18 protein-coding genes are annotated in these 23,713 nt (G+C 41.0%); 12 read left to right on the forward strand and 6 right to left on the reverse strand.

What is annotated here, in order from left to right; translation table 11 throughout:
• Positions 1-229: 229 nt before the first annotated feature.
• Positions 230-2,476 carry an alpha/beta fold hydrolase gene (locus ORI98_RS12720; protein ID WP_371931162.1) on the forward strand — a complete coding sequence of 749 codons (2,247 nt, stop codon included), beginning with the start codon at positions 230-232 and terminating at the stop codon, positions 2,474-2,476.
• A gap of 270 nt (positions 2,477-2,746) precedes the next feature.
• On the forward strand, positions 2,747-3,196 hold the full coding sequence (locus tag ORI98_RS12725) for a hypothetical protein (protein WP_306135453.1): 450 nt from the start codon (positions 2,747-2,749) through the stop codon (positions 3,194-3,196).
• A gap of 471 nt (positions 3,197-3,667) precedes the next feature.
• Here the strand turns inward: ORI98_RS12725 and ygfZ are convergent, their stop codons facing one another.
• Both ygfZ and serA read right to left on the reverse strand, forming a co-directional pair.
• Positions 3,668-4,621 (reverse strand): tRNA-modifying protein YgfZ, encoded by a 954-nt coding sequence (gene ygfZ, locus ORI98_RS12730; RefSeq protein ID WP_306135454.1) that lies wholly within the window; start codon positions 4,619-4,621, stop codon positions 3,668-3,670.
• 130 nt (positions 4,622-4,751) lie between these two features.
• Complete coding sequence (gene serA / locus ORI98_RS12735) at positions 4,752-5,981, reverse strand: phosphoglycerate dehydrogenase (RefSeq protein WP_306135455.1); 1,230 nt, start codon at positions 5,979-5,981, stop codon at positions 4,752-4,754.
• Positions 5,982-6,250: 269 nt separating this feature from the next.
• Between serA and ORI98_RS12740 the strand changes: the two genes are divergently transcribed.
• Positions 6,251-6,850 carry a DUF2238 domain-containing protein gene (locus ORI98_RS12740; RefSeq protein WP_261298486.1) on the forward strand — a complete coding sequence of 200 codons (600 nt, stop codon included), beginning with the start codon at positions 6,251-6,253 and terminating at the stop codon, positions 6,848-6,850.
• A 305-nt stretch (positions 6,851-7,155) separates the two neighbouring features.
• Positions 7,156-7,824, forward strand: a complete 669-nt coding sequence (locus ORI98_RS12745) for a response regulator transcription factor (protein WP_261298487.1) — start codon at positions 7,156-7,158, stop codon at positions 7,822-7,824.
• A gap of 65 nt (positions 7,825-7,889) precedes the next feature.
• Here the strand turns inward: ORI98_RS12745 and ORI98_RS12750 are convergent, their stop codons facing one another.
• Together ORI98_RS12750 and ORI98_RS12755 are read right to left on the reverse strand one after the other, a co-directional pair.
• Complete coding sequence (locus ORI98_RS12750; protein WP_306135456.1) at positions 7,890-9,377, reverse strand: curlin; 1,488 nt, start codon at positions 9,375-9,377, stop codon at positions 7,890-7,892.
• A 14-nt stretch (positions 9,378-9,391) separates the two neighbouring features.
• Positions 9,392-9,820 (reverse strand): curlin, encoded by a 429-nt coding sequence (locus ORI98_RS12755; RefSeq protein WP_306135457.1) that lies wholly within the window; start codon positions 9,818-9,820, stop codon positions 9,392-9,394.
• 419 nt (positions 9,821-10,239) lie between these two features.
• Between ORI98_RS12755 and ORI98_RS12760 the strand changes: the two genes are divergently transcribed.
• The 4 genes from ORI98_RS12760 to katB all read left to right on the forward strand — a co-directional run bounded on the left by ORI98_RS12760 (position 10,240) and on the right by katB (position 15,514).
• A complete protein-coding gene (locus tag ORI98_RS12760) occupies positions 10,240-12,750 on the forward strand; it encodes a S8 family serine peptidase (RefSeq protein ID WP_261298490.1) in 2,511 nt (836 codons plus the stop codon).
• 309 nt (positions 12,751-13,059) lie between these two features.
• Positions 13,060-13,497, forward strand: coding sequence for a PaaI family thioesterase (locus ORI98_RS12765; RefSeq protein WP_261298491.1), 438 nt, complete (start codon positions 13,060-13,062; stop codon positions 13,495-13,497).
• A 56-nt stretch (positions 13,498-13,553) separates the two neighbouring features.
• Entirely contained in the window at positions 13,554-13,802 is a 249-nt protein-coding gene (locus tag ORI98_RS12770) for a YgjV family protein (RefSeq protein ID WP_261298492.1), read from the forward strand.
• Between the two features lie 248 nt (positions 13,803-14,050).
• A complete protein-coding gene (gene katB, locus ORI98_RS12775) occupies positions 14,051-15,514 on the forward strand; it encodes a catalase KatB (protein ID WP_306135458.1) in 1,464 nt (487 codons plus the stop codon).
• 171 nt (positions 15,515-15,685) lie between these two features.
• On the opposite strand, the gene ORI98_RS12780 is transcribed toward katB, so the two are convergent.
• Positions 15,686-16,747, reverse strand: coding sequence for an inorganic triphosphatase (locus ORI98_RS12780; RefSeq protein ID WP_306135459.1), 1,062 nt, complete (start codon positions 16,745-16,747; stop codon positions 15,686-15,688).
• Positions 16,748-16,983: 236 nt separating this feature from the next.
• Here ORI98_RS12780 and ORI98_RS12785 point away from each other — a divergent pair, with 236 nt between their 5' ends.
• From ORI98_RS12785 to putA, 4 genes are all read left to right on the forward strand, one after another.
• Positions 16,984-17,664, forward strand: a complete 681-nt coding sequence (locus ORI98_RS12785) for a TIGR00153 family protein (RefSeq protein WP_188840181.1) — start codon at positions 16,984-16,986, stop codon at positions 17,662-17,664.
• 24 nt (positions 17,665-17,688) lie between these two features.
• The gene (locus ORI98_RS12790) at positions 17,689-18,957 is read left to right on the forward strand and encodes an inorganic phosphate transporter (protein ID WP_306135460.1); all 1,269 of its coding nucleotides are present in this window, start codon (positions 17,689-17,691) and stop codon (positions 18,955-18,957) included.
• A 109-nt stretch (positions 18,958-19,066) separates the two neighbouring features.
• Positions 19,067-19,645 carry a TIGR04211 family SH3 domain-containing protein gene (locus ORI98_RS12795; protein WP_306135461.1) on the forward strand — a complete coding sequence of 193 codons (579 nt, stop codon included), beginning with the start codon at positions 19,067-19,069 and terminating at the stop codon, positions 19,643-19,645.
• 321 nt (positions 19,646-19,966) lie between these two features.
• On the forward strand, positions 19,967-23,161 hold the full coding sequence (putA, locus tag ORI98_RS12800) for a bifunctional proline dehydrogenase/L-glutamate gamma-semialdehyde dehydrogenase PutA (RefSeq protein WP_306135464.1): 3,195 nt from the start codon (positions 19,967-19,969) through the stop codon (positions 23,159-23,161).
• 65 nt (positions 23,162-23,226) lie between these two features.
• Here putA and ORI98_RS12805 read toward each other — a convergent pair.
• On the reverse strand, positions 23,227-23,713 hold a 487-nt coding region (locus tag ORI98_RS12805), incomplete at its 5' end, for a transposase (protein ID WP_306135462.1).

The following is a 23,713-nucleotide window of genomic DNA, read 5'->3' on the forward strand; positions in this document are numbered from 1 at the left end:
CAAGTTTTGAGGTTAAGGTCGTTGATTTTTAGAATAATATAATTGCGGCTGATCATACCCTACAATGGCGCTAATTTCAGCGCCTGATGCGGCATTTTCGTTTTAAGATTAATTCAGGCAAAATGTCAGGATAAATAAATTCAGGAAAATAATAATGACCCCTACTTGGAAGCAACACGCTTATGCCGCTTTTTATGCGCTGCCTTTGTTGTTCACTCCCCCTGCACTTATGGCCACACAAATGACCTTAGTAAATTCAGCATCAACTGCCAATAATTCTCCCTTTAATACCACTTTACCTCTTAAGGGATTAGCGGGAGGAAATCAGCCATTAACCATTGAACGTATTCATGCTTCACCTGCATTGGCAGGCGCAAGCCCAAGAGGGTTAAGTTTATCGCCAGATGGTAAAAGGGTAACTTATCTTGCCGGCAGAGACAGCGATCAAAGTTTTTATGACTTATGGCAAATGGACATTGCTAGCGGAAAACGCAGTCGCTTAATCGATGCCGATAAATTAGTGGCAGGTGAGCTGTCGGACGAAGAAAAAGCCCGCCGCGAACGTCAGCGTATTTATGGTCAGGGCATTATGGAATACTTTTGGGCTGATGATAGTCAATCCATTTTAATTCCTGCTTCGGGTCAGTTGTATTTATTCGATGTTAACACCGCCGCTGTCAATTTACTGGATACGGGTGAAGGGTTTGTCACTGATGCTCGCTTATCGCCAAAAGCGAATTATGTGTCGTTTGTGCGCGATCAAAACCTGTTTATCTTACAGTTAGCCACCAAACAACTCACCGCATTAACCCAAGATGGCAAAGGACCGATCAAAAATGCCATGGCAGAGTTTGTGGCTCAAGAAGAAATGGATCGCATGACGGGCTATTGGTGGTCGCCAGATGAGTCACATATTGCCTTTACCCGTATTGATGAGTCGGGTGTTGAGCTGGTGACTCGCAATGAAATCTATGCCGATGGCATTAAACTTACCGAGCAACGCTATCCTTATGCAGGTAAGCCTAACGTAGTGATTGAGCTTGGCGTCGTCAATGTCGCAGATAAACAGACGCGCTGGATTGATTTAGGAAAAGATAAAGATATCTATTTACCGCGCGTTAAATGGTTACCAGACAGCCAGCATTTGTCATTTCAATGGCAAAGCCGTGATCAGCAAGCGCTAGATTTACGCGTAGTGGATATTAATAAGCTTACTAAAATTGACACACTGGTAACAGAACGAAGCAAGGCTTGGGTTAACTTACATCATGATTTGCACTTTTTGAAGCAGCAGCCCGCTTTGGTTTGGGCATCTGAGCGTGATGGTTTTAATCACCTTTACTTGTTTGATTTAACCGGTAAATTAGTGCGCCAGTTGACACAAGGAGAATGGGTGGTCGACAGTGTTGAGTACATTGATGAACAACAAGGTTGGTTATATTTTTCTGGCCGAAAAGACAGCGTGGTTGAGCGTCATTTATATCGAGTCAACTTAGTAACGGGTAGCGAAAGCATTGAACGCATTAGCCAACGTTCAGGTATGCATGACAGTGTGTTCGCGGAAAACAAACCTGTTTACTTAGATTACTTCAGCAGTTTACAACAGCCACCGCAAATCAGTTTGCATGATCAAAACGGTAAAAATCTTGCTTGGGTTGATCAAAATGAAGTTAACTCCTCACACCCTCTGCATGATTTTGCTGGTAAGTGGCAAATGCCTGAGTTTGGTCATATTAAAGCGGATGATGGCCAAACACTGCAATACCGTTTATTTAAGCCCACACCCTTTGATAGCAATAAACAATATCCTGTAGTAGTGCGAGTATATGGTGGCCCACATGCTCAATTGGTGGTGAATGCTTGGAGCGAGGCTGACTACTTTACTCAGTATTTATTGCAGCAAGGTTATGCGGTGTTCCAATTAGATAACCGTGGCTCAGCCCATCGCGGCACAAAGTTCGAATATGTGATTTACCAAAACATGGGTGATGCAGAGGTACGCGATCAAAAAGCGGGTGTAGATTATCTGCGTAGTTTGCCGTTTATTGATGACGATAATGTGGCGATTTATGGTCACAGTTATGGTGGTTACATGGCATTAATGAGTCAATTTAAGGCCCCTGACTACTTTAAAGCCGCAATATCGGGCGCACCTGTTACCGATTGGCGTTTATATGATAGCCATTATACCGAGCGTTACATGGGCAATCCTGACACCAATAAGCAGGGTTATGATGCTGCGAGTGTTTTACCTTATGTGGCAAATTATCAGTCTGGTTTATTGATGTATCACGGTATGGCGGATGACAATGTGTTGTTTGAAAACAGTACTCGAGTATATAAAGCGCTTCAGGATGAAGGTAAGTTGTTTCAAATGATCGATTACCCAGGGTCAAAGCATTCTATGCGAGGTGAAAAAGTACGTAATCATTTGTACAAATCGCTAGCGGCTTTTTTGGATAGTCAATTGAAGTAACATAAATGTTGAGGCTGAGCAAAAACCGAATGACTTAACTCATTCGGTTTTTTTATGTGCATTTTTAATGTGGTAGATGTTGCAAAGGATGAAGGTGGGTTAAGTTAATACAATGCAAACATAAATTTGTAGAATGAGTTAACTGACATTATGCTGATGATTGGAGCGGATATCTGTTTACAGTGTTGAGATTTAACGTTTACTCAATATTGCGAATATGATTACTATTGTGGCTTTATACTTAATTTGTAAAATATTGAGGTATGCATTGTGGTTTCAGGGAAGAATACATTTTTAATTTTGGGTGCAATTTCCAGCGCATCAGCTGCTTTAGCTCATTTAGGTTGTATCATTTTTGGTGGTAGTTGGTATCGTTTTTTGGGTGCTGGTGAGCAAATGGCTAAGATGGCTGAAAAGGGGGATTGGTATCCAACTGCGGTGACATCTTTTATTGTGTTAGTCTTAACTATCTGGTCTTTATATGGTTTGTCTGGCGCTAAAGTGATTCCTAAGTTGCCTTTTTTAAGGTTTGGATTACTGATTATCTCTTTTGTTTATTTAATTCGCGGTGTTGCATTTGTTGTGATAATGCCGATGTTTCCCGAAAATAGTCTGACGTTTTGGGCTGTTAGTTCAAGTATTTGTTTCGGTATCGGTGTGTTCTATTTTGTGGGCACTATTCAAAATTGGTCAAGGTTAAAGGCCAATGCAAATGTCTAAATCAAAAATCGAACGCAGAGGCCCCTAATTTTGCTAGTGATGTGTCCACTTTGTTTGCTAGTGGGTTATCTGCTTACATAATGAGTGATATAGAACTGCCTTATGTGTACTTTATTGATTCATTTGATATTGTACAAATATTAACAAGTGCAGGGGTGTTTTGTTTATTTTTCTATCCATTTAGCCAGTTTGTTCGTTGGCTATATTCAGACTCAAAAACAGAGATTAAGTCTAATTTATAACATTCACGCACAGAACCTTCCAGAATGTATCGTTAAGCCCATTTAACGCTAATTAGTGTAAATGCGGTGTTAATGGCTCTAGGTAAGGTAAATTAACCTAAAATATAGTTGGCTTTTTCTGATTTAAAAAGCGACTTATATCAGCAAAGTGTCAATTACACTTTATCTAATCAAGTCGCTAATTCACGCTCAACGCCAAAGTTCTGCGAGTTGTATTAAACCATTCAGCCTAATTTTCTAACGAATAAGGCAGTGCCTGCACTGATAAACTAGATTGTTCATCACCAGCAATACGCAAAGTCGCATCCGCTTCAGTGTCATTGGCTAACACAGCGGTTAGCAGCACTTGATCACCTTGTTGGACAAACTCAATAATATTACCCACTTTACGAAAGCCATCTTCAAGCGCAATCTCAATGGCCGAGTCAATCGTCAACATTTGATTGGTGTTGCCAGCCAAAATATACAAGGCGCGCTTGTTACCACCGCGATACTTCATACGGGCGATAGTTTCTTGCCCCATGTAGCAACCTTTGGTAAAGCTAATGCCATTAATGGCTTGAACATTACACATTTGCGGCACATATTGGCTAGAGTGTGCTGCTGGTATATTAGGGTAACCCGCTTTAATTTCTTGAGCTTGCCAAGCTGTTGCATCAAACACAGGTTGATCTTGGCAAAGTGCCTGCGCTTTATCTGCCGACAACATCACGATATAGCGATTGTTATCTTTTAGTACCACGCCGCCATCAACCTGTGTGAGCTCTGCATCAATGTTGCCAAAGTGCTTTTCAACAAACCTGCTAGCTTCATTACCTGCAATACCGATGAGTTGCCAATTAGCTGATACATCAGCTAATTCAGCTTTGCTGAAAACGGCATATTTCTTTAACTGGGGTAATCCAACCGCTAACGTGTCAGTTGGCATCATCATATAAAGGGCTTCATTGATGCTAAATGTACGAAAGCTAGCAATCATTTTACCCTTAGGATCACAATGGGCACCCCAGCGCCATTGATCAGCATTTAGTGAGACAATTTCTGTGGTAACTTGACCATTAATGAAACTACGAGCTTGCTCTCCGGTCACTTCAATTAATCCTAAGTGATTTAGGTTAGCTAGCATCAGTGAGGGAGTTTCTTGGGTGAGGGCCCAATCGGGTTTAATTATTGAAAGGCTCATACGATTTCCTGTGAAACAGCAACATAATGCCAGCAGTGTAGCCCAAACTCTGATCACTCAAAAGGGGATAGATATAAAAACGGCTACCTAAGTAGCCGTTTTATGAACATTGTGAGCTAAGTTTTCGATTTTAAAACAATACGCGGGTACGAATAGTCCCGTCAATTTGCTTCAGTTCGACTAATGCTTCTTCAGCTTGGTCTGAATCGACTTCCATTACCACATAACCAATCTCTGCTGTCGTTTGCAGGTATTGAGCGGCAATGTTAATGCCTTTTGCTGAGAAAGCTTGGTTAATTTTAATCAACACACCAGGACGGTTGTGGTGAATGTGTAATAAGCGTGAGGCGCCAGCATGTTGTGCTAGTGATACTTCAGGGAAGTTAACGGCAGATACCGTTGAACCATTATCTGAGTATTTAGCCAGTTTCCCTGCCACTTCAATACCAATGTTTTCCTGAGCTTCTGCTGTACTGCCACCAATATGAGGTGTCAGTAACACATTGTCTAAACCACGTAATGGGCTAACAAACTCGTCATCATTTGATTTTGGCTCAACGGGGAATACATCAATAGCTGCGCCAGCAATGTGCTCAGACTTAACCGCTTCAGCAAGGGCTTCAATGTCTACCACTGTGCCGCGTGACGCATTGATGAAGAAACTACCTTGACGCATTTGGCTGAACTCTTTAGCACCGAACATATCTTTAGTTTGTGGAGTTTCAGGTACGTGTAAACTGACCACATCTGCCGTAGCTAAAAGCGTTTCTAAACTGTGTACTTGAGAAGCATTACCAAGCGGTAATTTATCTTCAATATCGAAGAAAATCACTCGCATACCAAGTGTTTCAGCTAAGATACCTAACTGAGTACCTATGTGACCATAACCTATCACACCCAGTGTTTTACCGCGCACTTCGACACTGCCATTGGCACTTTTTAGCCAGCCACCACGGTGACATTGAGCATTACGCTGCGGAATGCCGCGCATTAGCATGATGATTTCACCAATCACTAATTCAGCGACGCTGCGAGTGTTAGAAAACGGCGCGTTAAAAACTGGTACACCGAGTTTTTCGGCAGCGGCTAAATCCACTTGATTTGTGCCAATACAAAAACAGCCAATAGCAACCAGTTTTTCAGCTTGGTTAAGCACTTCAGCAGTTAATTGAGTACGAGAGCGTAACCCTACAAAATGTGCATCTTTGATAGATTCAAGCAATTGGCTCTCATCTAATGAGGCTTTGTGATACTCAATGTTGGTATAGCCTGCTCTTTCTAGTACATCTACCGCACTTTGGTGGACGCCCTCCAACAGCAGGATTTTTATCTTATCCTTGTCAAGCGAATGTTTCGCCATGATATGGGTACCCTCTAATGTGTAATTGCTGATTTTAGTACCTAAAGTACTTATGCTTATGATATCAGTTAGTTTACTATTGATATCAGCTCCCAAGCGACGTCAAATTACCTACTTTTGTTAAAGTAGGTGAGGTCTGTTCTACTTTGGGAAAATATGCGACTTCCAACGCATAGCCAAAGTAGCACTTTTTTTGCACATTGTGGAGGGCTAGATGGCTAAAGTTAATATTCTAATTTTAGAACAATATCGAATAAGAGGAATTTACATTGCATAATAAAATTATATGGATAGTCATTTATGCTGCGGTATTGCTTTGGTCGGTTAGTGATCCTAAAGATATGTTCACTTGGTGGTTAGAAGCGATACCCGCACTTCTTGCTGTGGTACTTTTGTTGGCAACGCGTAATCGTTTTCAATTTACCTCACTGGCTTACTGGTTGATCCTTGCTCACTGTATCGTGTTGTTTGTTGGAGCGAGGTACACTTATGCAGAAGTCCCTTTATTTGATTGGCTTGCACAAGTGATGGGCAGCGAGCGTAATAACTATGATAAAGTCGGTCATTTTGCCCAGGGATTTGTGCCAGTAATCCTTGCAAGAGAAATCATGTTACGTAATGGTGTGTTAAAGGTAGGCGCATGGTGTCAGTTTTTGTCTGTGTGTTTTGTGCTTGCATTCTCTGCTTTTTATGAGCTTATAGAGTGGTGGGTTGCAGCCGCAACCGGTGAAGATGCAGAAGCCTTTTTAGGCACGCAAGGTTATGTATGGGATACTCAATCTGATATGTTTTTAGCATTAATTGGCGGCATTTGTGGATTACTGTTGTTAACTCGTCTGCATAATCGCCAAATGAGTCGTATAAAGTAAACCGTATGAAGGCGGTAAAAATGAATTTTCGTCAGTCAAAATGCTTATTCATACTTTTTACTGATCAAAAACACCTACTCTCTAGTTGCTTTCTACTATGGTTGTTGCTCAATTTACAATGTTTACACCTATTGTCTTCATCTTGGGCAATTGTATCTGGCATTGTTACATTCTTTGGGTATAAAATAAATTTAGGACGATGTTTGAGTGCTAATGCTTTAGCCTATTAAATATTCATGAAGTTGAAACCAACGTATGATAAATAGTGTGCTTGAACGTAATAAAACTTTTCAGGGAGAAGAGTAATGAGCTCAACTACGTATGAGTTGGTGTTTTTACATCAATTGTCTGCCCCATGCCATTTAGCTATTCTTGCTGAGTCTATTGGATTGAAGACCCGCATTGTTAAGCATGCTGGTGAATTAGAATTAGAAAAAAAATCCAATAGCTTTTATCTGGTCGCCCAAAAAGGAGCGGCGCTAGATAATAAAGGCATCCCTTTACTTGTCTCTCGTATTGTTAACCATGTACCGGTCGCTTTGTATCAAGTGGAGCGGGGCTCATTAGACCAAGAGTCGGCTTTGCTTTTAGGTGTGCGTGGACTATTGTATGCCGATCAACGAATGGATTTAATGTTAACGGGTTTACGTAAAATGGTATCAGATGAACTTTGGTACGACAGGCCTTTAATCAGCAAGATGTTTAGACGACTGGTACAAAAGCTCGATAATAACAACGAAATTCCTGAAGATACTGTCGCAATGCTACAAATGCTTACCAATAGAGAAAGAACTATTATTCAATTGGTTTCCAGTGGTGCGCGTAACAAAGAAATTGCCCATCGTTTATGCATCAGTGAACACACAGTTAAAGCGCATATTTCGTCTATTTTCCGTAAAACCCAATCTCGAAATCGGGTCGAATTATTACGTTGGGCACAAACGTATCAAACTCATTTTGAGTTAGTCAATTAATTACGAATTAAACAGGTTAAAAAAGGGAGCAATAGCTCCCTTTTGGTTTATATCGTGAGTGTTATTTAGTTTTGAATAACAGTCGCACTATTGAAGTCACCGACTTGCGTCACACTAATTGTATTGTCTGCACCTGATTGTGAACCAGTTACGATGTTATCGTTGCCCGTTTGAGATACGATAAAGCTATTATTGTCACCTGTAATGGCAAATGCACCATCCATTTCACCGCCAACCCAGTTACCATCACCTGATTGCATGATATCAACGAGATTTTCGTTACCAGCAACAAGTAAATCAACCAAGTTTAAGTCACCAGACTGGGTCACATCTATTTGAGTATTTGATTCACCTATAACTGAAACTAATGCTTCATTGCTATTACCATCTTGTTCAACATCAACTTCATTATCGCTGCCTATGGTTTCAACTAATGCAAAGTTCATATCGCCTTCTTGGTCAATTTCGATATCATTATCATCGCCAAGTGAGAGTGCAAAAATTGTATTATCGTTACCATCTGATAGTAAATTAAAATCGTTGTCATTACCGTAAGTCACAAATCCGGCATAGTTAGCATTGCCTTCTTGGTCAAGATCGACATCATTATCATCGCCCAAGACTTCAAATTCAGCCTGGTTAACATCACCTTCTTGCTCTATATCGATATTGTTATCATTACCTTCAACGACAGCAATCAAAGTGTCGCCAACTGAATTCGATTGGCCTTCTTGGTCAATTTCAACATCATTGTCATCACCAGTAGTAAACTCTAAAACAGCAACGTTTCCATCACCTTCTTGTTCAATACTAATATCATTATCTGAACCTTCAAGTGCGTAAATAAAGCCTGTGTTCAAATTTCCAATTTGTTCAATGTCGACGGTATTGTTGTCACCAGCTATACCGCGAACACCTGCAATATTACTGCTGCCTTCTTGGTATGTCGTAACATCGTTGTTGTTACCAATATTAGGCGTAAAATCCAGGGCGATTAAACCGGCTTGGTTTCCATTACCTAATTGAGTGATGTCACCATCATTATCATTTCCTTGAACTCGGAAAACAGCAAAGTTATCGTCACCCACTTGTGAAACGGTGGCAGTGTTTGCGTCGCCAATCAGTTCAATATTGCTTTCGTTAAGACCACCGCTTTGCTCAACATTCACCATATTGACATTGCCAACAACCTCTACATCACTTTGGTTAAGGAAGCCATCTTGAGTTACGATTGTCGAGTTCTCATTTCCTTCTAATGCAACATTAGAAATATGCCAGTCATCAGTTTGAGTCACTTCGACGTCATTTTCATCACCAGTTGATGTCACGTAAGATTCTAGCCATACACCATTTTGAGAAATGGTCGCGGTTTGATCATTACCAGTTTGGTTGGCGATTGATTGATTTAAAATACCCGTTTGTTCTGATTTTACATCTTGGCCAACACCTGCTTGCATAATTGAGATATTGCTGACTTCACTAGCAAAAGCTGTTGAAGATAAGCCTGCAGTAATGGCTAATGCTAATAACGTTTTAGTTGCTTGCGATTTCATGTGACGCTCCCTGTTTAATATTGCGTTATTGTGATTGCAGCACCATCTGCAATCTGTTCAATTGAAAAATTTGCACTTCCTAGTTGACTTAATTGTGCTTGATTATCATTTCCTGTTTGGATTATCGAAGCATTATTTTGCTCGCCTGCTTGTAACAGCTCTATTTCATTATTCACGCCATATTGCGCAATGTGTGCCTGATTGTTGTCCCCAAGCTGCAATACAGAGGCGTGATTTAACTCTCCATCTTGCAAAATGCTTGCTTGGTTTAACATGCCGAGTTGGATGATATTAATCATGTCTCCACGATTATTATTCTCTAACAAGGTTTGCAATGTGATAGGTAAATCAGCATCAAAAAGAGGATCTTTTTTACCTTCATGTGCATAGGCCGACATTGCAAAGCTGGACAGCAGGAGAGTGATGGATAACGTTTTTTTCATCGAAATCAGCATGAACACTCCTTTGCATTACGTGAAACGTAGCGGCGATGACTCACTAGAACGAGTCAAATGACCCGACCAACTTACGGACTCTGCACACGCATATCAATTAAACGAATGGGTATTTATTTTTAAGAATAATTTAGAGTTTCAAAGATGATTTTTTTAATTTTATTTATCAATTACAGTTACTTAGAGTTTGTTTTGTTGGTGGGTAGCTCTTATGGGTTAGGTCAATTAGGTTAGTAGTTAAGTTGTATTTTTCTAACTCATACTTTCCAAATAACCTTGCATGTGGCAACAATCTTGGTGCAAAAATATTGCCGGATAAATCGTGTACCCTGAGTCTATAGAGACATTTGTTAACGTATTTAGCTTTACCGGTTCTGGAATCAATAAGGACGATAGGAAACCAGTATATGTCGATTAAAATAACACCCGTTGCTTTAGCTATCGCATCAGCAATGGCAATGACATCTGCAGTGCCAGTGATGGCTAAGCAAGCAGTAACTTACCAGCAAGATACGATCTTGGTTGTCTATAAAGACAACGCAACAAAATTTGAGCGTTCAACAGCCCAAAAGTTGGTTGGTGCAACGATTAAAGATGTTAACGCTGATGGTGTAGATGATAAATTCAGTCATTTACTCAACGGAAAATTAGCTCGGTTAAGTTTAAAAAATGGTGCTGACATTCAAAAAGCGATCAAAATGATCAGCAAGCATCCCGCGGTTAAATATGCCGAGCCTAACTATATTGTTCGGGCAATAGGGGTGCCGGATGACCCAAGTTTTGTTGACCTTTGGGGGTTACATAACACAGGTCAAAGCGGTGGTGTATCGGGAGCCGATATTGATGCTGTGGCGGCATGGGATATTTCTACAGGTGACAGTAATGTTGTAGTTGGTGTGATTGATACTGGTGTGGATTATAACCATCCAGATTTACAAGCCAACATGTGGGTCAACCCAGGCGAAATAGCAGGAAACGGCATTGATGATGATGGTAATGGTGTTATCGATGATATTCACGGTTATAACGCAAATGCGAATAATGGTGACCCAATGGACGGTAATGGCCATGGAACACATGTGTCAGGCACTATTGGGGCTAAAGGGAATAATGGGGTCGGTGTAGTTGGTGTCAATTGGGATGTCAGTATTATTGGTTGTCAGTTCTTGGATGAAAATGGCTCAGGTTCAACCGCTGGTGCAATTGCATGTATTGACTACATGACTAACCTAAAACTAAATCATGGTATTGATGTTAAAGCGACTAATAACTCTTGGGGCGGTGGCGGTTTCAGTCAGGCATTAAAAGATGCTATCGAGAGTGCTGGAGATGCAGGTATTTTATTTGTCGCTGCCGCAGGTAACGACGCATATGATAACGACGTCACTCCAAGTTACCCAGCAAGTTATGATTCAGATGCCGTTATGGCCATTGCCAGTACCGATCGTAATGACAATATGTCAAGTTTCTCTCAGTGGGGGCCAACCAGTGTCGATATGGGGGCTCCAGGGTCGGCTATTTTATCTACCGTTCCAGGAGGTGGTTATGATACCTATTCTGGCACATCTATGGCTACGCCGCATGTAACAGGTGCTGCAGCATTAGTGTGGTCGCTTAATCCAGATCTTACTCCAATCGAAATGAAAGAGTTACTTATGGTGTCGGGTGATGCTAATGCCGCTTTAACTGGGCTTACCGTTGCTGGAACTCGATTAAATGTAGCTTCTGCACTAGATGCTGCTAACCCAGCTCCAGGATTTCGTTTCACCGTTTCCCCAGCTTCACAACAAGTTGAAGCAGGCAGTGCCGTTAGCTATGACTTTAACCTAGGCAGCATTGCAGGATGGGATGCAACAGTAGCATTAACTGTTGATGTTACTCCTAGCTTAAATGGTGTGAGTTTATCAAGTAATAGTGTTGGTGCAGGTGATGATTTTAGTGTTGATGTTAGCACTGACTCAAATGCAGCATGGGGTGATTATGTTATCACTGTCACAGGTGATGATGGTGCCTCTGTTAAAACTAAATCTGTAGCTTTAGCCGTTTATCCACAAGGGTTAACTGACTTCCCATATAGAAATGACAATGCGGTCGCGATTCCGGATAATGATTCTGCTGGTATTTCGAGCACGATTAATGTACCAGATGATATCGCTGTATTTGGTTTAACAGCAAGTGTTGACATTTCTCATACTTGGATCGGTGATTTAGTGGTCACTTTAACTTCACCAACGGGTACTGAATCAGTTTTACATAACCGCGAAGGTGGCAGTGCAGATGATATTGTTAAATCTTGGGATTTAAGTGCTTTCAATGGTGAAATGGCCATGGGTGATTGGACATTATCCGTGTCTGACAATGTTGGGGCTGATGTCGGGACATTAAACAACTGGGGATTAACAATATCAGGACTAGGCGATGCAGCTCCTGCGGCACCTATAGCTGGTTTTGATTATGTTGTTGATGGCTTGAATGTTACATTCACAGATACAAGTTCAGATGCTAATGATGATATTACCACTTACGCTTGGGACTTTGGTGATGGCTCAACTTCTGCGGATGTCAGTCCAACTTATACTTATTCTGCAGCAGGTGTTTACTCAGTTAGCTTAACAGTAACGGATGCAGAAGGTAATGAAAATGCCATTAGTACTGATGTCGAAGTGTTTGAGCATGTTATTGAAGCGGACGTGATTCGAACTATGGTGTCAAGACGTGGCAGTGCGTTAGTTGATCTAACCTGGAATGGTGCATTAGGTGAAAGTGTGGATATTTATCGTGATGGTGAGATGATTGCCACTACAGATAATGATGGACGCTACCGTGATCGCTTTAGTGTATCAGCAAGTTCAGTCACTTATAAAATCTGTCAAACATCTAGTACTTTGTGCTCAGATCCATTAGTAGCGCAGTTTTAATTCATTGATTTAATATCAGTGTTTTTCAAAGGGAGCTAAGTGCTCCCTTTTTGCTTTTCTATATCTAACGCATGTTACTAAGTTCATTTTGCAAATTAATGATGTTGATCAACCAGTATAGATTTCACCGTGATCATCGCTCGGGTCCTAGATATATGTAATCAACCTTATTATTAAAATTATTATGAGTGTCAAATTGAGTTGCAAAGAACCTTTTTGGTCATAATGCCCGTTACACTATTTTTAGCAGTTTCTTCTTACTTCATCTCACAGTACACTGGAAGCATAATTGTTAACTGGATGTATTCAATGAGTATTTGGTTTAGAGAAGTCACACTGGAAGATTGTGAGCGCTTAGACGCAGGGATGAACGGTAAAGGCACCCTTATGCGAACGCTGGGCATTAAGATCACCGAAATAGGTGATGATTATATGAAAGCAACTATGCCAGCGGATCCCAGTGTGCATAATCCATTAGGCATTGTCCATGGTGGCGCAAATGTGGCATTAGCAGAAACCGTAGCGAGTTATGCTGCTAACTTTGTTGTCGATTTCACTAAATTCTATTGTGTAGGCCAAGAGATAAACGCTAATCACTTAAAAGCTTCACGTAATGGCACTTTAACAGCAACGGCTAGACCCGTTCATATTGGCAAGCGAAGCTCGGTATGGGAAATTTTAGTGCATAACAGTGCTAATGATTTGTGTTGTATTTCACGGATGACTGCGGCGGTTGTTGAACGTTAATTTTTGCGTATTGGAATAAGCTATACTCAATCAATGAACGTTTTTTTGGAGTAACTATGGATACCGCAACAATTTGGGAATGGGTGGGATATCTTGCCTCTGTTGTAGTTGCCATTTCTTTAATGATGGCTAATATCAAAAAACTTCGCTGGTGGAATTTAGTCGGTGCAGTTTTGTTTGTTGCTTATGGCCTAGCTATTGATGCTATTCCTGTGGCATTAGTCAATTTTTTCATTGTGTTAATTGATGCTTATTATTTAGTGAAATTATATCGCGATCCAATCGTGGAACCGCCTTCAAAATAACCTCATTATTTTACCCAAACGCCGAAGCATGCTTCGGCTTTTTATTACACTTCAAATCGATTTTTACTTTAAATCATCAAATCCTGATTACTTTAGACGATTGCTATTATCGTTTTTAATCGCTTTTTATGTTTGCCTGATTGCTCTATTATCGCTTTATACGATAACGATAGCCGAGGTAAGCAACATGGCAACCGTTTATGACTTAATTGAACAATGGTTACTTGCAAGTAATTAGGAGAGAAAATATGAACAATTCACATTTTTTAACAAGCCAAAATGGCGCACCCATAGCAGATGATCAAAACTCGCTTTCTGCCGGTGAAAGAGGCCCTTTGTTACTTCAGGATTGGCATCTTATCGAAAAGCTAGCCCACTTTAATCGTGAGCGCATTCCTGAGCGTGTGGTTCATGCAAAAGGTACTGGTGTATATGGTACTTTTACACTGACTAAAGATTTAAGTGAATATACGATTGCAGATCATTTTAACGGTGTGGGTAAGCAAACTGAAACTTTCGTGCGCTTCTCTACCGTAGGCGGCGAAATGGGATCAGCAGATGCAGAACGCGATCCTCGCGGTTTTGGCTTACGTTTTTATACCGCTCGCGGTAATCATGACATTGTGGGTAATAACACCCCGACATTCTTTTTACGCGATGGGATAAAGTTTCCAGATTTTATTCATACCCAAAAGCGTCATCCGCAAACTAATTTAAAAGATCCACAGGCCATGTGGGATTTTTGGGCACAAAACCCAGAAGCGATGCATCAAGTGACGATTTTAATGTCAGATCGTGGTATCCCTGCGAATTACCGTCAAATGCACGGTTATGGCTCACACACATTTTCACTTTGGAATGCCAAAGGCGAACGTTTTTGGGTGAAGTTTCATTTTAAATCGCAGCAAGGTGTGGTCAATTTAACCAATGAACAGGCTGATAAGTTAAAAGGAATTGATCCTGACTCTTCACAACGTGACATGGTGATTGCTATTACCGATAAAAACTTTCCTAAATGGACGGTAAACGTGCAAATTATGCCTGAAGCTGAGGCAAATACTTATCACATCAACCCGTTTGATTTAACCAAAGTGTGGCCACATGCTGATTATCCACTGATTGAAATTGGTGAGCTTGAGCTTAATCGTATGCCAAATAACTATTTTGCAGAAGTTGAGCAGGTCGCACTAGCACCCAGTAATTTAGTGCCTGGCGTAGGAGCATCACCGGATAAAATGTTACAAGCACGGTTATTTTCTTATGCTGATGCACAGCGTTACCGTATTGGCACAAATTACAATCAGCTGCCGGTGAATTGTCCACATGCCGCTAAAGCAAACCATCACCAACGTGCAGGTGCAATGGCGGGAACTCATTGTCCTTATCAAGGTAGCCAAACGGGCGGCGATGCCAGTGCGAATTATGGTCCCAATACTGCAGCGGACTCATTACAAGAAGCGGCTCAATTTGCTGAGCCGCCACTGCGTTTAGATGGCGAAGCTGCTCGTTATAGCCGCTATAATCAAGATGATTTCAGTCAAGCGGGTAATTTATACCGCATGTTTTCAGAAGATGAAAAGCAACGTTTGGTAGCGACCATTAGTGGCTCTTTAAGCCAGGCCAGCTTAGATGTGCAACAAAAAATGCTTGCTCATTTTAGTCAGGCTGATGTTGATTATAGCCAACGTATTGCTAAAGCATTAGGACTATAACTTGGCTAGCTATCAATTTTAGCTTGAAATCAATGATTATCGTTGACCGTTAAATATTCACAAAATCACTGTCATTGAGCTTATAAACAAAGGGACTGATTAATTATCAGTCCCTTGTTGTTTGATATTGTTAAATGACATTTTGTTATTGCTAGTCAGCTAGTCAGCTAGTCAGCTAGTCAGATAAGCCAATAAAACTAATTGAAATTTGCCATATCCTATATCGCGCCAAAATGGCTCAATGCTCAATAATTCTTTAGGTGACGCAGAATTTTGATGAAATGAAGCCACTTTTTTAGGTAGTATTTTAATAAAAGCCGCTATCTGGCTATCGAGTAGTAACCTTGCTTTTAACTTTTTATCGTTAAAAGCTAGGCTTTGCAATATCCCAATACAATGTATTAATTGGTTAAAAAACTTAGCATATTCAGCATTTTTTTCTAATTGAAATATCGGAGGGGTCTGTTCACTAGCCTCCCTTATGTTGTTGCTTAAGTGTTCCAAATAACGCTCGAGTTCAAGCCAATGATTTAACGCTATCTTTAGAAGTGGTTTTAAATTTTGAGTTGGCGATGCTATGGCGTCGTTTAATCGATTCGGCCAGTCCGTTTTGAATTGATAAGGCACTTTACCTGATAATAAGTAACCGGCTAATGCCTTGCTTTCCACTGCCAATCTCAATGGTATCAGGTTGGCAATTTGCAATGCCAACTCGATTAAATCTTCAGTTTGGCCTGTAATTAATTCAAGCTCTAATTCATTAATCAATTTTGTTTTTTGCGCTGCAATCACTTCGCCTTTATCTAATGCGATTTCAATCGTGCAACTATTGGACTTCATCAACCAGGTTTCGCGGCTAAAGTTGGTCTCAAAAATACCCTTTAATGTGTTATTTAAGGCATGTAAATCTGTATTGTTTGGCCAAATATGTTGAGGAAATAATAATAGGTTAGGTGTTTTTTCTGCAGTTGTTACATTAAATTCAGGCCTGCTATGAAGCCCAGATCCAACATTGCCAGCCGTTTTAATCGTTTGTTCCTGATGGTTTTTTGAACCCCTAATTCTTAATCCCATATCCCATTGCGCCAATTGAAGCGTGCTGGTATCGAAATAATGATTAAATAGTAAATCACTTTTACCGTAAGTTGAATGGGGGAAGTTATTAAGTGTTTTTACTAGTGAATCATAATCTTGTAAGGCAACAAATAGTTTAAGCTCAGTTTCAGTGTGCATTGACTTCTAGCTCGTCTTGTAATCAAATGTTCATAAATGCGTCATATTTAGTTCATGGTGTCACATTTCTGTAATAATAATCCCTTAGGATTGCGTCGCTCAGATCAATTATACTCTGAGCTGCAAGAGTAAATCGCAGTAGTGAGAAATTGAAACTACACTGTTTCTTTATGTGGACGCTTGAGGTAACATGCGCCCGCTTTTCCAAGTTGGAATTAATTAAATAGGTAACGGCAATGCCAGTAAACTCTATTTTAGGTGTGTTTGCAAAATCACCTTTAAAGCCTTTAGAACAGCATATAGATAAAGTTCATGAATGTGCTGTTCTCCTTGTTCCTTTCTTCGATGCCACTGTGGCAGGCGATTGGGATGAAGCTGTTAAAATTCGCAAACAAATTAGCATGCTAGAAAAAGAAGCTGATTCGTTAAAGCGAGAAATCCGCTTAACTTTGCCTGGTGGTTTGTTTATGCCAGTTGAGCGTACTGACTTGCTTGAGTTATTAACTCAACAAGACAAAATCGCTAACAAGGCAAAAGATATTTCTGGCCGCATGATCGGCCGTCAATTAGTTATTCCTCAACCAGTTCAAGAAGCATTCAATGCTTACCTTAAGCGTTGTCTTGATGCTGTAACTCTAGCAAAACAAGCAATTAATGAGCTTGATGACTTACTCGAAACAGGGTTTCGTGGTCGTGAAGTCGACTTAGTTGCGAAAATGATCAACGAGTTGGATAGTATTGAAGAAGATTCTGATGATCTTCAAATCCAAGTTCGTCGTCAACTGTATGCTGTTGAATCTGAATTGAATCCAGTTGATGTCATGTTCTTATATAAAGTTATCGAGTGGGTGGGTGGTTTAGCAGATCTTGCTGAGCGTGTAGGTTCCCGTCTAGAGCTAATGTTAGCTCGTAACTAATCACAAGGTTATCAAGGAAACGACATGGTTGATGTATTAGTCACCAACGGCCCGATGCTTATCGGTATTGCGGCTGCATTTGGATTTTTGATGGCATGGGGTATTGGCGCAAATGACGTCGCTAATGCTATGGGAACCTCAGTAGGTTCTAACGCCATTACGATTAAACAAGCGATCATCATCGCGATGATATTTGAGTTTTCTGGTGCTTTCTTAGCAGGTGGAGAAGTCACCAGTACAATTCGAAACGGTATTATTGATGCTGCTTACTTTACTGATGTGCCAGAATATTTAGTTTTCGGCATGATTGGTTCGCTACTTGCTGCGGGTATTTGGTTAGTGGTTGCTTCGGCATTAGGCTGGCCTGTATCTACAACTCATTCAATTATTGGTGCAATTATTGGTTTTGCGGCAGTTGGAGTGAGTGTTGATTCTGTTGAGTGGGGCAAGGTAGTTGGTATTGTTGGATCTTGGGTTGTAACGCCAGCTATTTCAGGCTTTATCGCTTATACCATTTTCCAAAGTGTCCAAAAACTGATTTTCAATACAGATGATCCTTTAGGCAATGCTAAACGTTATGTGCCTTTCTATATGGCATTAGCAGGATTTGTTATGTCATTAGTGACCATCACTAAAGGCTTAAAGCACGTTGGATTGCATTTCTCTACACTTGAAGCTTATTTACTTGCAGGTGTCATTGCTTTTGCTGTGGGCGTGTTTGGTAAAGTTGCTATTTCGCGTTTGAAAATGAGCGAGAAAGCAGACCGTCAAACCCAGTTTGGTAACGTAGAAAAAGTGTTCGCAATATTGATGGTAGTTACCGCATGTTGTATGGCTTTCGCACACGGTTCAAATGATGTCGCAAACGCAATTGGTCCTTTAGCTGCTGTCGTATCAGTTGTTGAAAGCGGTGGCGTAATTGGCTCAAAATCTGTGCTTGCATGGTGGATTTTACCGCTTGGCGCTGTGGGTATCGTTTTAGGTTTAGCCTTATTCGGTAAGCGTGTAATGCAGACTATCGGTAAAAACATTACTCACTTAACCCCAAGCCGTGGTTTTGCTGCAGAGCTTGCTGCTGCATCAACCGTTGTTATTGCTTCCGGTACGGGCTTACCTATCTCTACTACACAAACATTAGTGGGTGCGGTATTGGGTGTTGGTATGGCGCGTGGTATTGCAGCAATTAATATCGGTGTGGTACGTAATATTGTTGTGTCATGGGTCGTGACATTGCCAGCCGGTGCAGGCCTATCAATTATTTTCTTCTACATAATTAAAGATATTTTTAGTTAAGAACTGAAGTTAATTGTGGTTTAAGAAGGAAGTCTTATGACTTCCTTCTTGCATTCATGGGATTAAATAAATAGCATGGCTGCTAGTCGATAGCGTTAGGGAAAAGATTGTGTTGAGAGTCATTCATTTTTTTGCATTAATATTGTTGTCTATGGGCGCACATGCTCAAGCATCGACACATTATGTTTCAGATGATGTATTCACCTATATTCATGGTGGTCCAGGTACTGAATTTCGTATTATCGGTAGCGTCGAAGCGGGTCAGCCGATCACATTCAACGGTAAAACTGAAGGTGATTATTCTCAAATTATTGATAACAAAAACCGTGAAGGTTGGATCCGCAGTGATTTTGTTACCGATAAGCCAAGTTTTAGAACGCGTTTTCCTGAGATGGAAAAAGAGCTAATTCAAGTCAATGAGCAATTAAATAGTATTTCATTGAATACAGATAATGCAGCACAAGACCTTGAACTGGCTAATCAAAAAGTCACTGAGTTGCAAGCGGCATTAAAAACTGCGTTAACTGAACGTGACACAGCCAGAGCCAAAGTGAATAATGATAAAGATGAGCAGCAATTTAAAATGTGGCAACAAGGCGGCATTATTGCTGGTATTGGCGCCTTAATCGGTATTATTTTAGTTTACCTCCCTCGTCCTCAGCGCCGTAAAAATAGTCGCTGGATGTAGTCGCTAGATTGCTTTTTTTACCTTATTTTCAAATAAGTAAGCCAACACCTAATGTGTTGGCTTCTTTGCTTTAAGATTCAACTAAATCACTGACTTTAAACACATTGCTGTTTATCGTATTTCAGTGTTGTAGACATCTGATATAAACAAGTACACCTTCTGCTACACTTTATGCGATTTTCAGCCTATTTATCGACTATTCGACAGTGTTCTTGATCACATTTTGACTGTATACTCCGCCGCGTCGTACATTGTATACAAAATAAAACATTTCAATGTACATTACACAACTTGGTTTTTACCCTCCTTCAACTGACCATGATGGAAGCGATTATGATGTTCAAAGCGAGTGAAGTACTGGGCGGTCGCTATGACAATGCCACTCTCGACGAGTTATTTAAAGCCGTCACCGATAATTATATTGTTGATGAAGAGCAATATTTAGCGGAGTTAATTACGCTAGTGCCTTCGTCAGATGAAGAAATTCAAAAGGTGACTAGCAGAGCCCATCAATTGGTAAGTAAAGTACGCCAATTTGAAAAGAAAGGCTTGATGGTAGGCATTGATGCTTTTTTGCAGCAGTACAGCTTAGAAACCCAAGAAGGTATTATTTTAATGTGCCTTGCAGAGGCACTCTTACGTATTCCTGATGCCGACACTGCAGATGCTCTTATCGACGATAAATTGTCGGGGGCAAAGTGGGATGCCCATCTGAGCAAAAGCGACTCTGTATTGGTTAACGCCTCTACTTGGGGACTGATGTTAACCGGTAAAATTGTGAAGCTTGACCGTAAAATAGACGGTACCCCAAGCAATTTATTAAATCGTTTAGTCAATAGACTCGGTGAACCTGTTATTCGTCAGGCCATGTTGGCTGCGATGAAGATTATGGGTAAACAATTTGTATTGGGTCGTAATGTCAAAGAAGCCCTTAAAAACAGCGAAGCAAAACGTGAAATGGGTTATACCCACAGCTATGACATGTTGGGTGAAGCGGCGCTAACATCTAAAGATGCGCAAAAGTACTTTACTGACTATAGCAACGCTATTCGCGATTTAGGCGCTCAGCAATATGATGAAGCTGTAGCCCCAAGACCAACGATTTCAATCAAACTGTCTGCACTTCACCCTCGATATGAAGTCGCGAATGAAGATCGCGTATTAACAGAATTGTATGAAACAGTGATCAAGCTGATTGTCCAAGCTCGCGAGCTGAACATTGGTATTTCTATCGATGCTGAAGAGGTTGATCGCCTTGAGTTGTCTCTAAAATTATTCAAAAAACTTTATCAATCAGATGCTGCCAAAGGTTGGGGGCTGTTAGGTATTGTTGTTCAGGCTTATTCTAAGCGTTGTTTGCCAGCTTTATGTTGGTTCAATCGTCTGGCTAAAGAGCAAGGCGATGAAATCCCATTGCGTCTAGTGAAAGGGGCTTATTGGGACAGCGAATTAAAGTGGGCACAGCAAGCCGGTGAAGGCGGGTATCCACTTTATACGCGCAAAGCGGGCACTGATGTCTCTTATTTAGCTTGTGCACGTTTTTTGCTGTCTGAAGCCACTCGCGGCAACATTTACCCACAGTTTGCGACTCATAACGCCCAAACGGTTGCCAGTATTGGCGCTATGGCGGGTGATCGCCTATATGAATTCCAGCGCTTACACGGCATGGGCCAAGAACTTTATGACACCATGCTAGCGGAAAGCGGTGCTAAGGCTGTACGTATTTATGCGCCAATCGGAGCCCATAAAGACTTACTGCCGTACTTAGTTCGCCGTTTATTAGAAAATGGTGCTAACACCTCTTTTGTACACAAATTAGTAGACCCGAAAACCCCAATTGAATCATTAGTGGTGCATCCACTCGTGACATTAAAAGGGTATAAGAGCTTTGCCAATCATAAGATTGTTAAGCCAATTGATATTTTCGGTGCAGAACGTAAAAATTCCAAAGGATTAAATATGAACATTATTTCAGAGTCTGAGCCATTTTTTGCGGCATTAGAGAAATATGCTCAAACACAGTGGCAAGCTGGGCCATTAGTTAACGGCAAAACGTTAACCGGTGATGTAGTTGATGTTGTTAGCCCATTTGACACCACGAAACTGGTGGGCAAGGTGGCATTTGCTGATAAACAAGCTATTGAAACGGCCATAGCATCTGCAGACAGTGCGTTTGCTCGTTGGACGCGCACACCGGTTGAAACTCGTGCCAATGCCCTGCAAAAATTAGCGGATTTATTAGAAGAAAACCGTGAAGAATTAATTGCATTGTGTACCCGTGAAGCGGGTAAAAGCATTCAAGATGGCATTGACGAAGTGCGTGAAGCGGTTGATTTCTGTCGCTACTATGCTGTTCAAGCCAAGAAAATGATGGGTAAACCAGAACTGCTTCCTGGCCCAACAGGCGAACTCAATGAGTTGTTTTTACAAGGCCGAGGCATTTTTGTGTGTATTAGCCCTTGGAACTTCCCATTAGCCATCTTCTTAGGGCAAGTCAGTGCCGCTTTAGCTGCAGGTAATACCGTGATAGCTAAACCAGCTGAGCAAACCTGTTTAGTTGGTTACCGTGCGGTTCAGTTAGCACATGAAGCGGGTATTCCTGCTGATGTGCTGCAATTCTTACCGGGTACGGGCGCTGTTGTGGGATCAGCATTAACTGCTGATGAACGTATTGGCGGCGTATGTTTCACCGGTTCTACAGGTACCGCTAAATTAATTAACCGTACATTGGCAAATCGTGACGGTGCAATTATTCCTTTAATTGCTGAAACCGGTGGCCAAAATGCCATGGTAGTTGACTCGACGTCACAACCTGAGCAAGTGGTTAATGATGTTGTTTCTTCTTCGTTTACCAGTGCTGGTCAACGCTGTTCAGCGTTACGGGTATTGTTTTTACAAGAAGATATCGCCGATCGCGTATTAGATGTGATGAAAGGCGCAATGGAGCAATTAACCATTGGCAATCCAAGCTCTGTTAAAACCGATGTTGGACCGGTTATCGATGCAACAGCCAAAGCGAACTTAAATGCGCATATCGATCATATTAAACAAGTGGGTAAATTAATTAATCAACTTGAGTTACCTGCAGGTACTGAAAATGGTCATTTTGTTGCGCCAACTGCGGTTGAAATAGATTCAATTAAAGTGTTAGAAAAAGAACACTTTGGCCCAATATTACACGTTATTCGCTATAAAGCGGCTGACTTAGCTATAGTGATTGACGAAATCAACAGCACGGGTTTTGGATTAACCTTAGGTATTCATAGCCGTAACGAAGGTCATGCGTTAAGTTTGGCGGATAAAGTAAACGTGGGTAACGTTTATATTAACCGTAACCAAATTGGTGCAGTCGTTGGCGTACAACCATTTGGTGGTCAAGGTTTATCTGGTACAGGTCCTAAAGCTGGTGGACCGCACTATTTAACCCGTTTTGTGACCGAAAAAACCCGTACAAATAACATCACTGCGATTGGTGGGAATGCCACGTTACTATCACTTGGTGATGCTGACGAATAAGTATTGGTTATTTAATCCAAGTCAAAAAATGCCCACTTTTTAGTGTAATGCTATTCGGATAAGCATTACTGTTTATATTTAAGTGGATAGCGGCTAGGTATATAGAGCACTGATCGTGGATACGTTCGGTGCTTTCTTTTATCTGGAAGGATAAAGTGTTTTATATCGGCTCGCATTTGCTTAAGTTTCGCTGGCAGCTTTCCATCAGGTGATAAAGCAAGCCACCTTAATTGTGTATCTATCAAGCTTATTGCCGCAGTAAAACTGATACGGGTTGGCGCGACTTTAGCTTCCTTTGCTATCGCTGCCATTTCTAAACGAACCAGATTATAAGCGATAAGTACTCCCCACAATTCTTGCTTAACACCTTCAACAAATTTGCTTCGTAACGTCACCTTGCTTTGTAGTTGGGTTTGCTTAAGTTCACCGTATCCTTCTTCTATTTCCCAGCGTTGCCAGTAGATATTAAGTAGCATGTCCAGCGGATATTTAACGGGATCTACCAATGAGGTGACAAAGCCTTTTATTTCACCTTTTGGCTCTTGATAAGCA

The organism is Shewanella sp. ULN5, from assembly GCF_030731885.1.
Lineage (GTDB): Bacteria > Pseudomonadota > Gammaproteobacteria > Enterobacterales > Shewanellaceae > Shewanella > Shewanella holmiensis.

Bases quoted from the DNA above. Each gene is read 5' to 3' on its own strand.
- ORI98_RS12770 (WP_261298492.1), top strand. From the start codon at position 13,554: ATGGATACCGCAACAATTTGGGAATGGGTGGGATATCTTGCCTCTGTT.
- ORI98_RS12760 (WP_261298490.1), top strand. From the start codon at position 10,240: ATGTCGATTAAAATAACACCCGTTGCTTTAGCTATCGCATCAGCAATG.
- serA (WP_306135455.1), bottom strand. From the start codon at position 5,981: ATGGCGAAACATTCGCTTGACAAGGATAAGATAAAAATCCTGCTGTTG.
- ORI98_RS12755 (WP_306135457.1), bottom strand. From the start codon at position 9,820: ATGAAAAAAACGTTATCCATCACTCTCCTGCTGTCCAGCTTTGCAATG.
- ORI98_RS12745 (WP_261298487.1), top strand. From the start codon at position 7,156: ATGAGCTCAACTACGTATGAGTTGGTGTTTTTACATCAATTGTCTGCC.
- ORI98_RS12750 (WP_306135456.1), bottom strand. From the start codon at position 9,377: ATGAAATCGCAAGCAACTAAAACGTTATTAGCATTAGCCATTACTGCA.
- ORI98_RS12785 (WP_188840181.1), top strand. From the start codon at position 16,984: ATGCCAGTAAACTCTATTTTAGGTGTGTTTGCAAAATCACCTTTAAAG.
- putA (WP_306135464.1), top strand. From the start codon at position 19,967: ATGGAAGCGATTATGATGTTCAAAGCGAGTGAAGTACTGGGCGGTCGC.
- ORI98_RS12765 (WP_261298491.1), top strand. From the start codon at position 13,060: ATGAGTATTTGGTTTAGAGAAGTCACACTGGAAGATTGTGAGCGCTTA.
- ygfZ (WP_306135454.1), bottom strand. From the start codon at position 4,621: ATGAGCCTTTCAATAATTAAACCCGATTGGGCCCTCACCCAAGAAACT.
- ORI98_RS12790 (WP_306135460.1), top strand. From the start codon at position 17,689: ATGGTTGATGTATTAGTCACCAACGGCCCGATGCTTATCGGTATTGCG.
- katB (WP_306135458.1), top strand. From the start codon at position 14,051: ATGAACAATTCACATTTTTTAACAAGCCAAAATGGCGCACCCATAGCA.
- ORI98_RS12720 (WP_371931162.1), top strand. From the start codon at position 230: ATGGCCACACAAATGACCTTAGTAAATTCAGCATCAACTGCCAATAAT.
- ORI98_RS12780 (WP_306135459.1), bottom strand. From the start codon at position 16,747: ATGCACACTGAAACTGAGCTTAAACTATTTGTTGCCTTACAAGATTAT.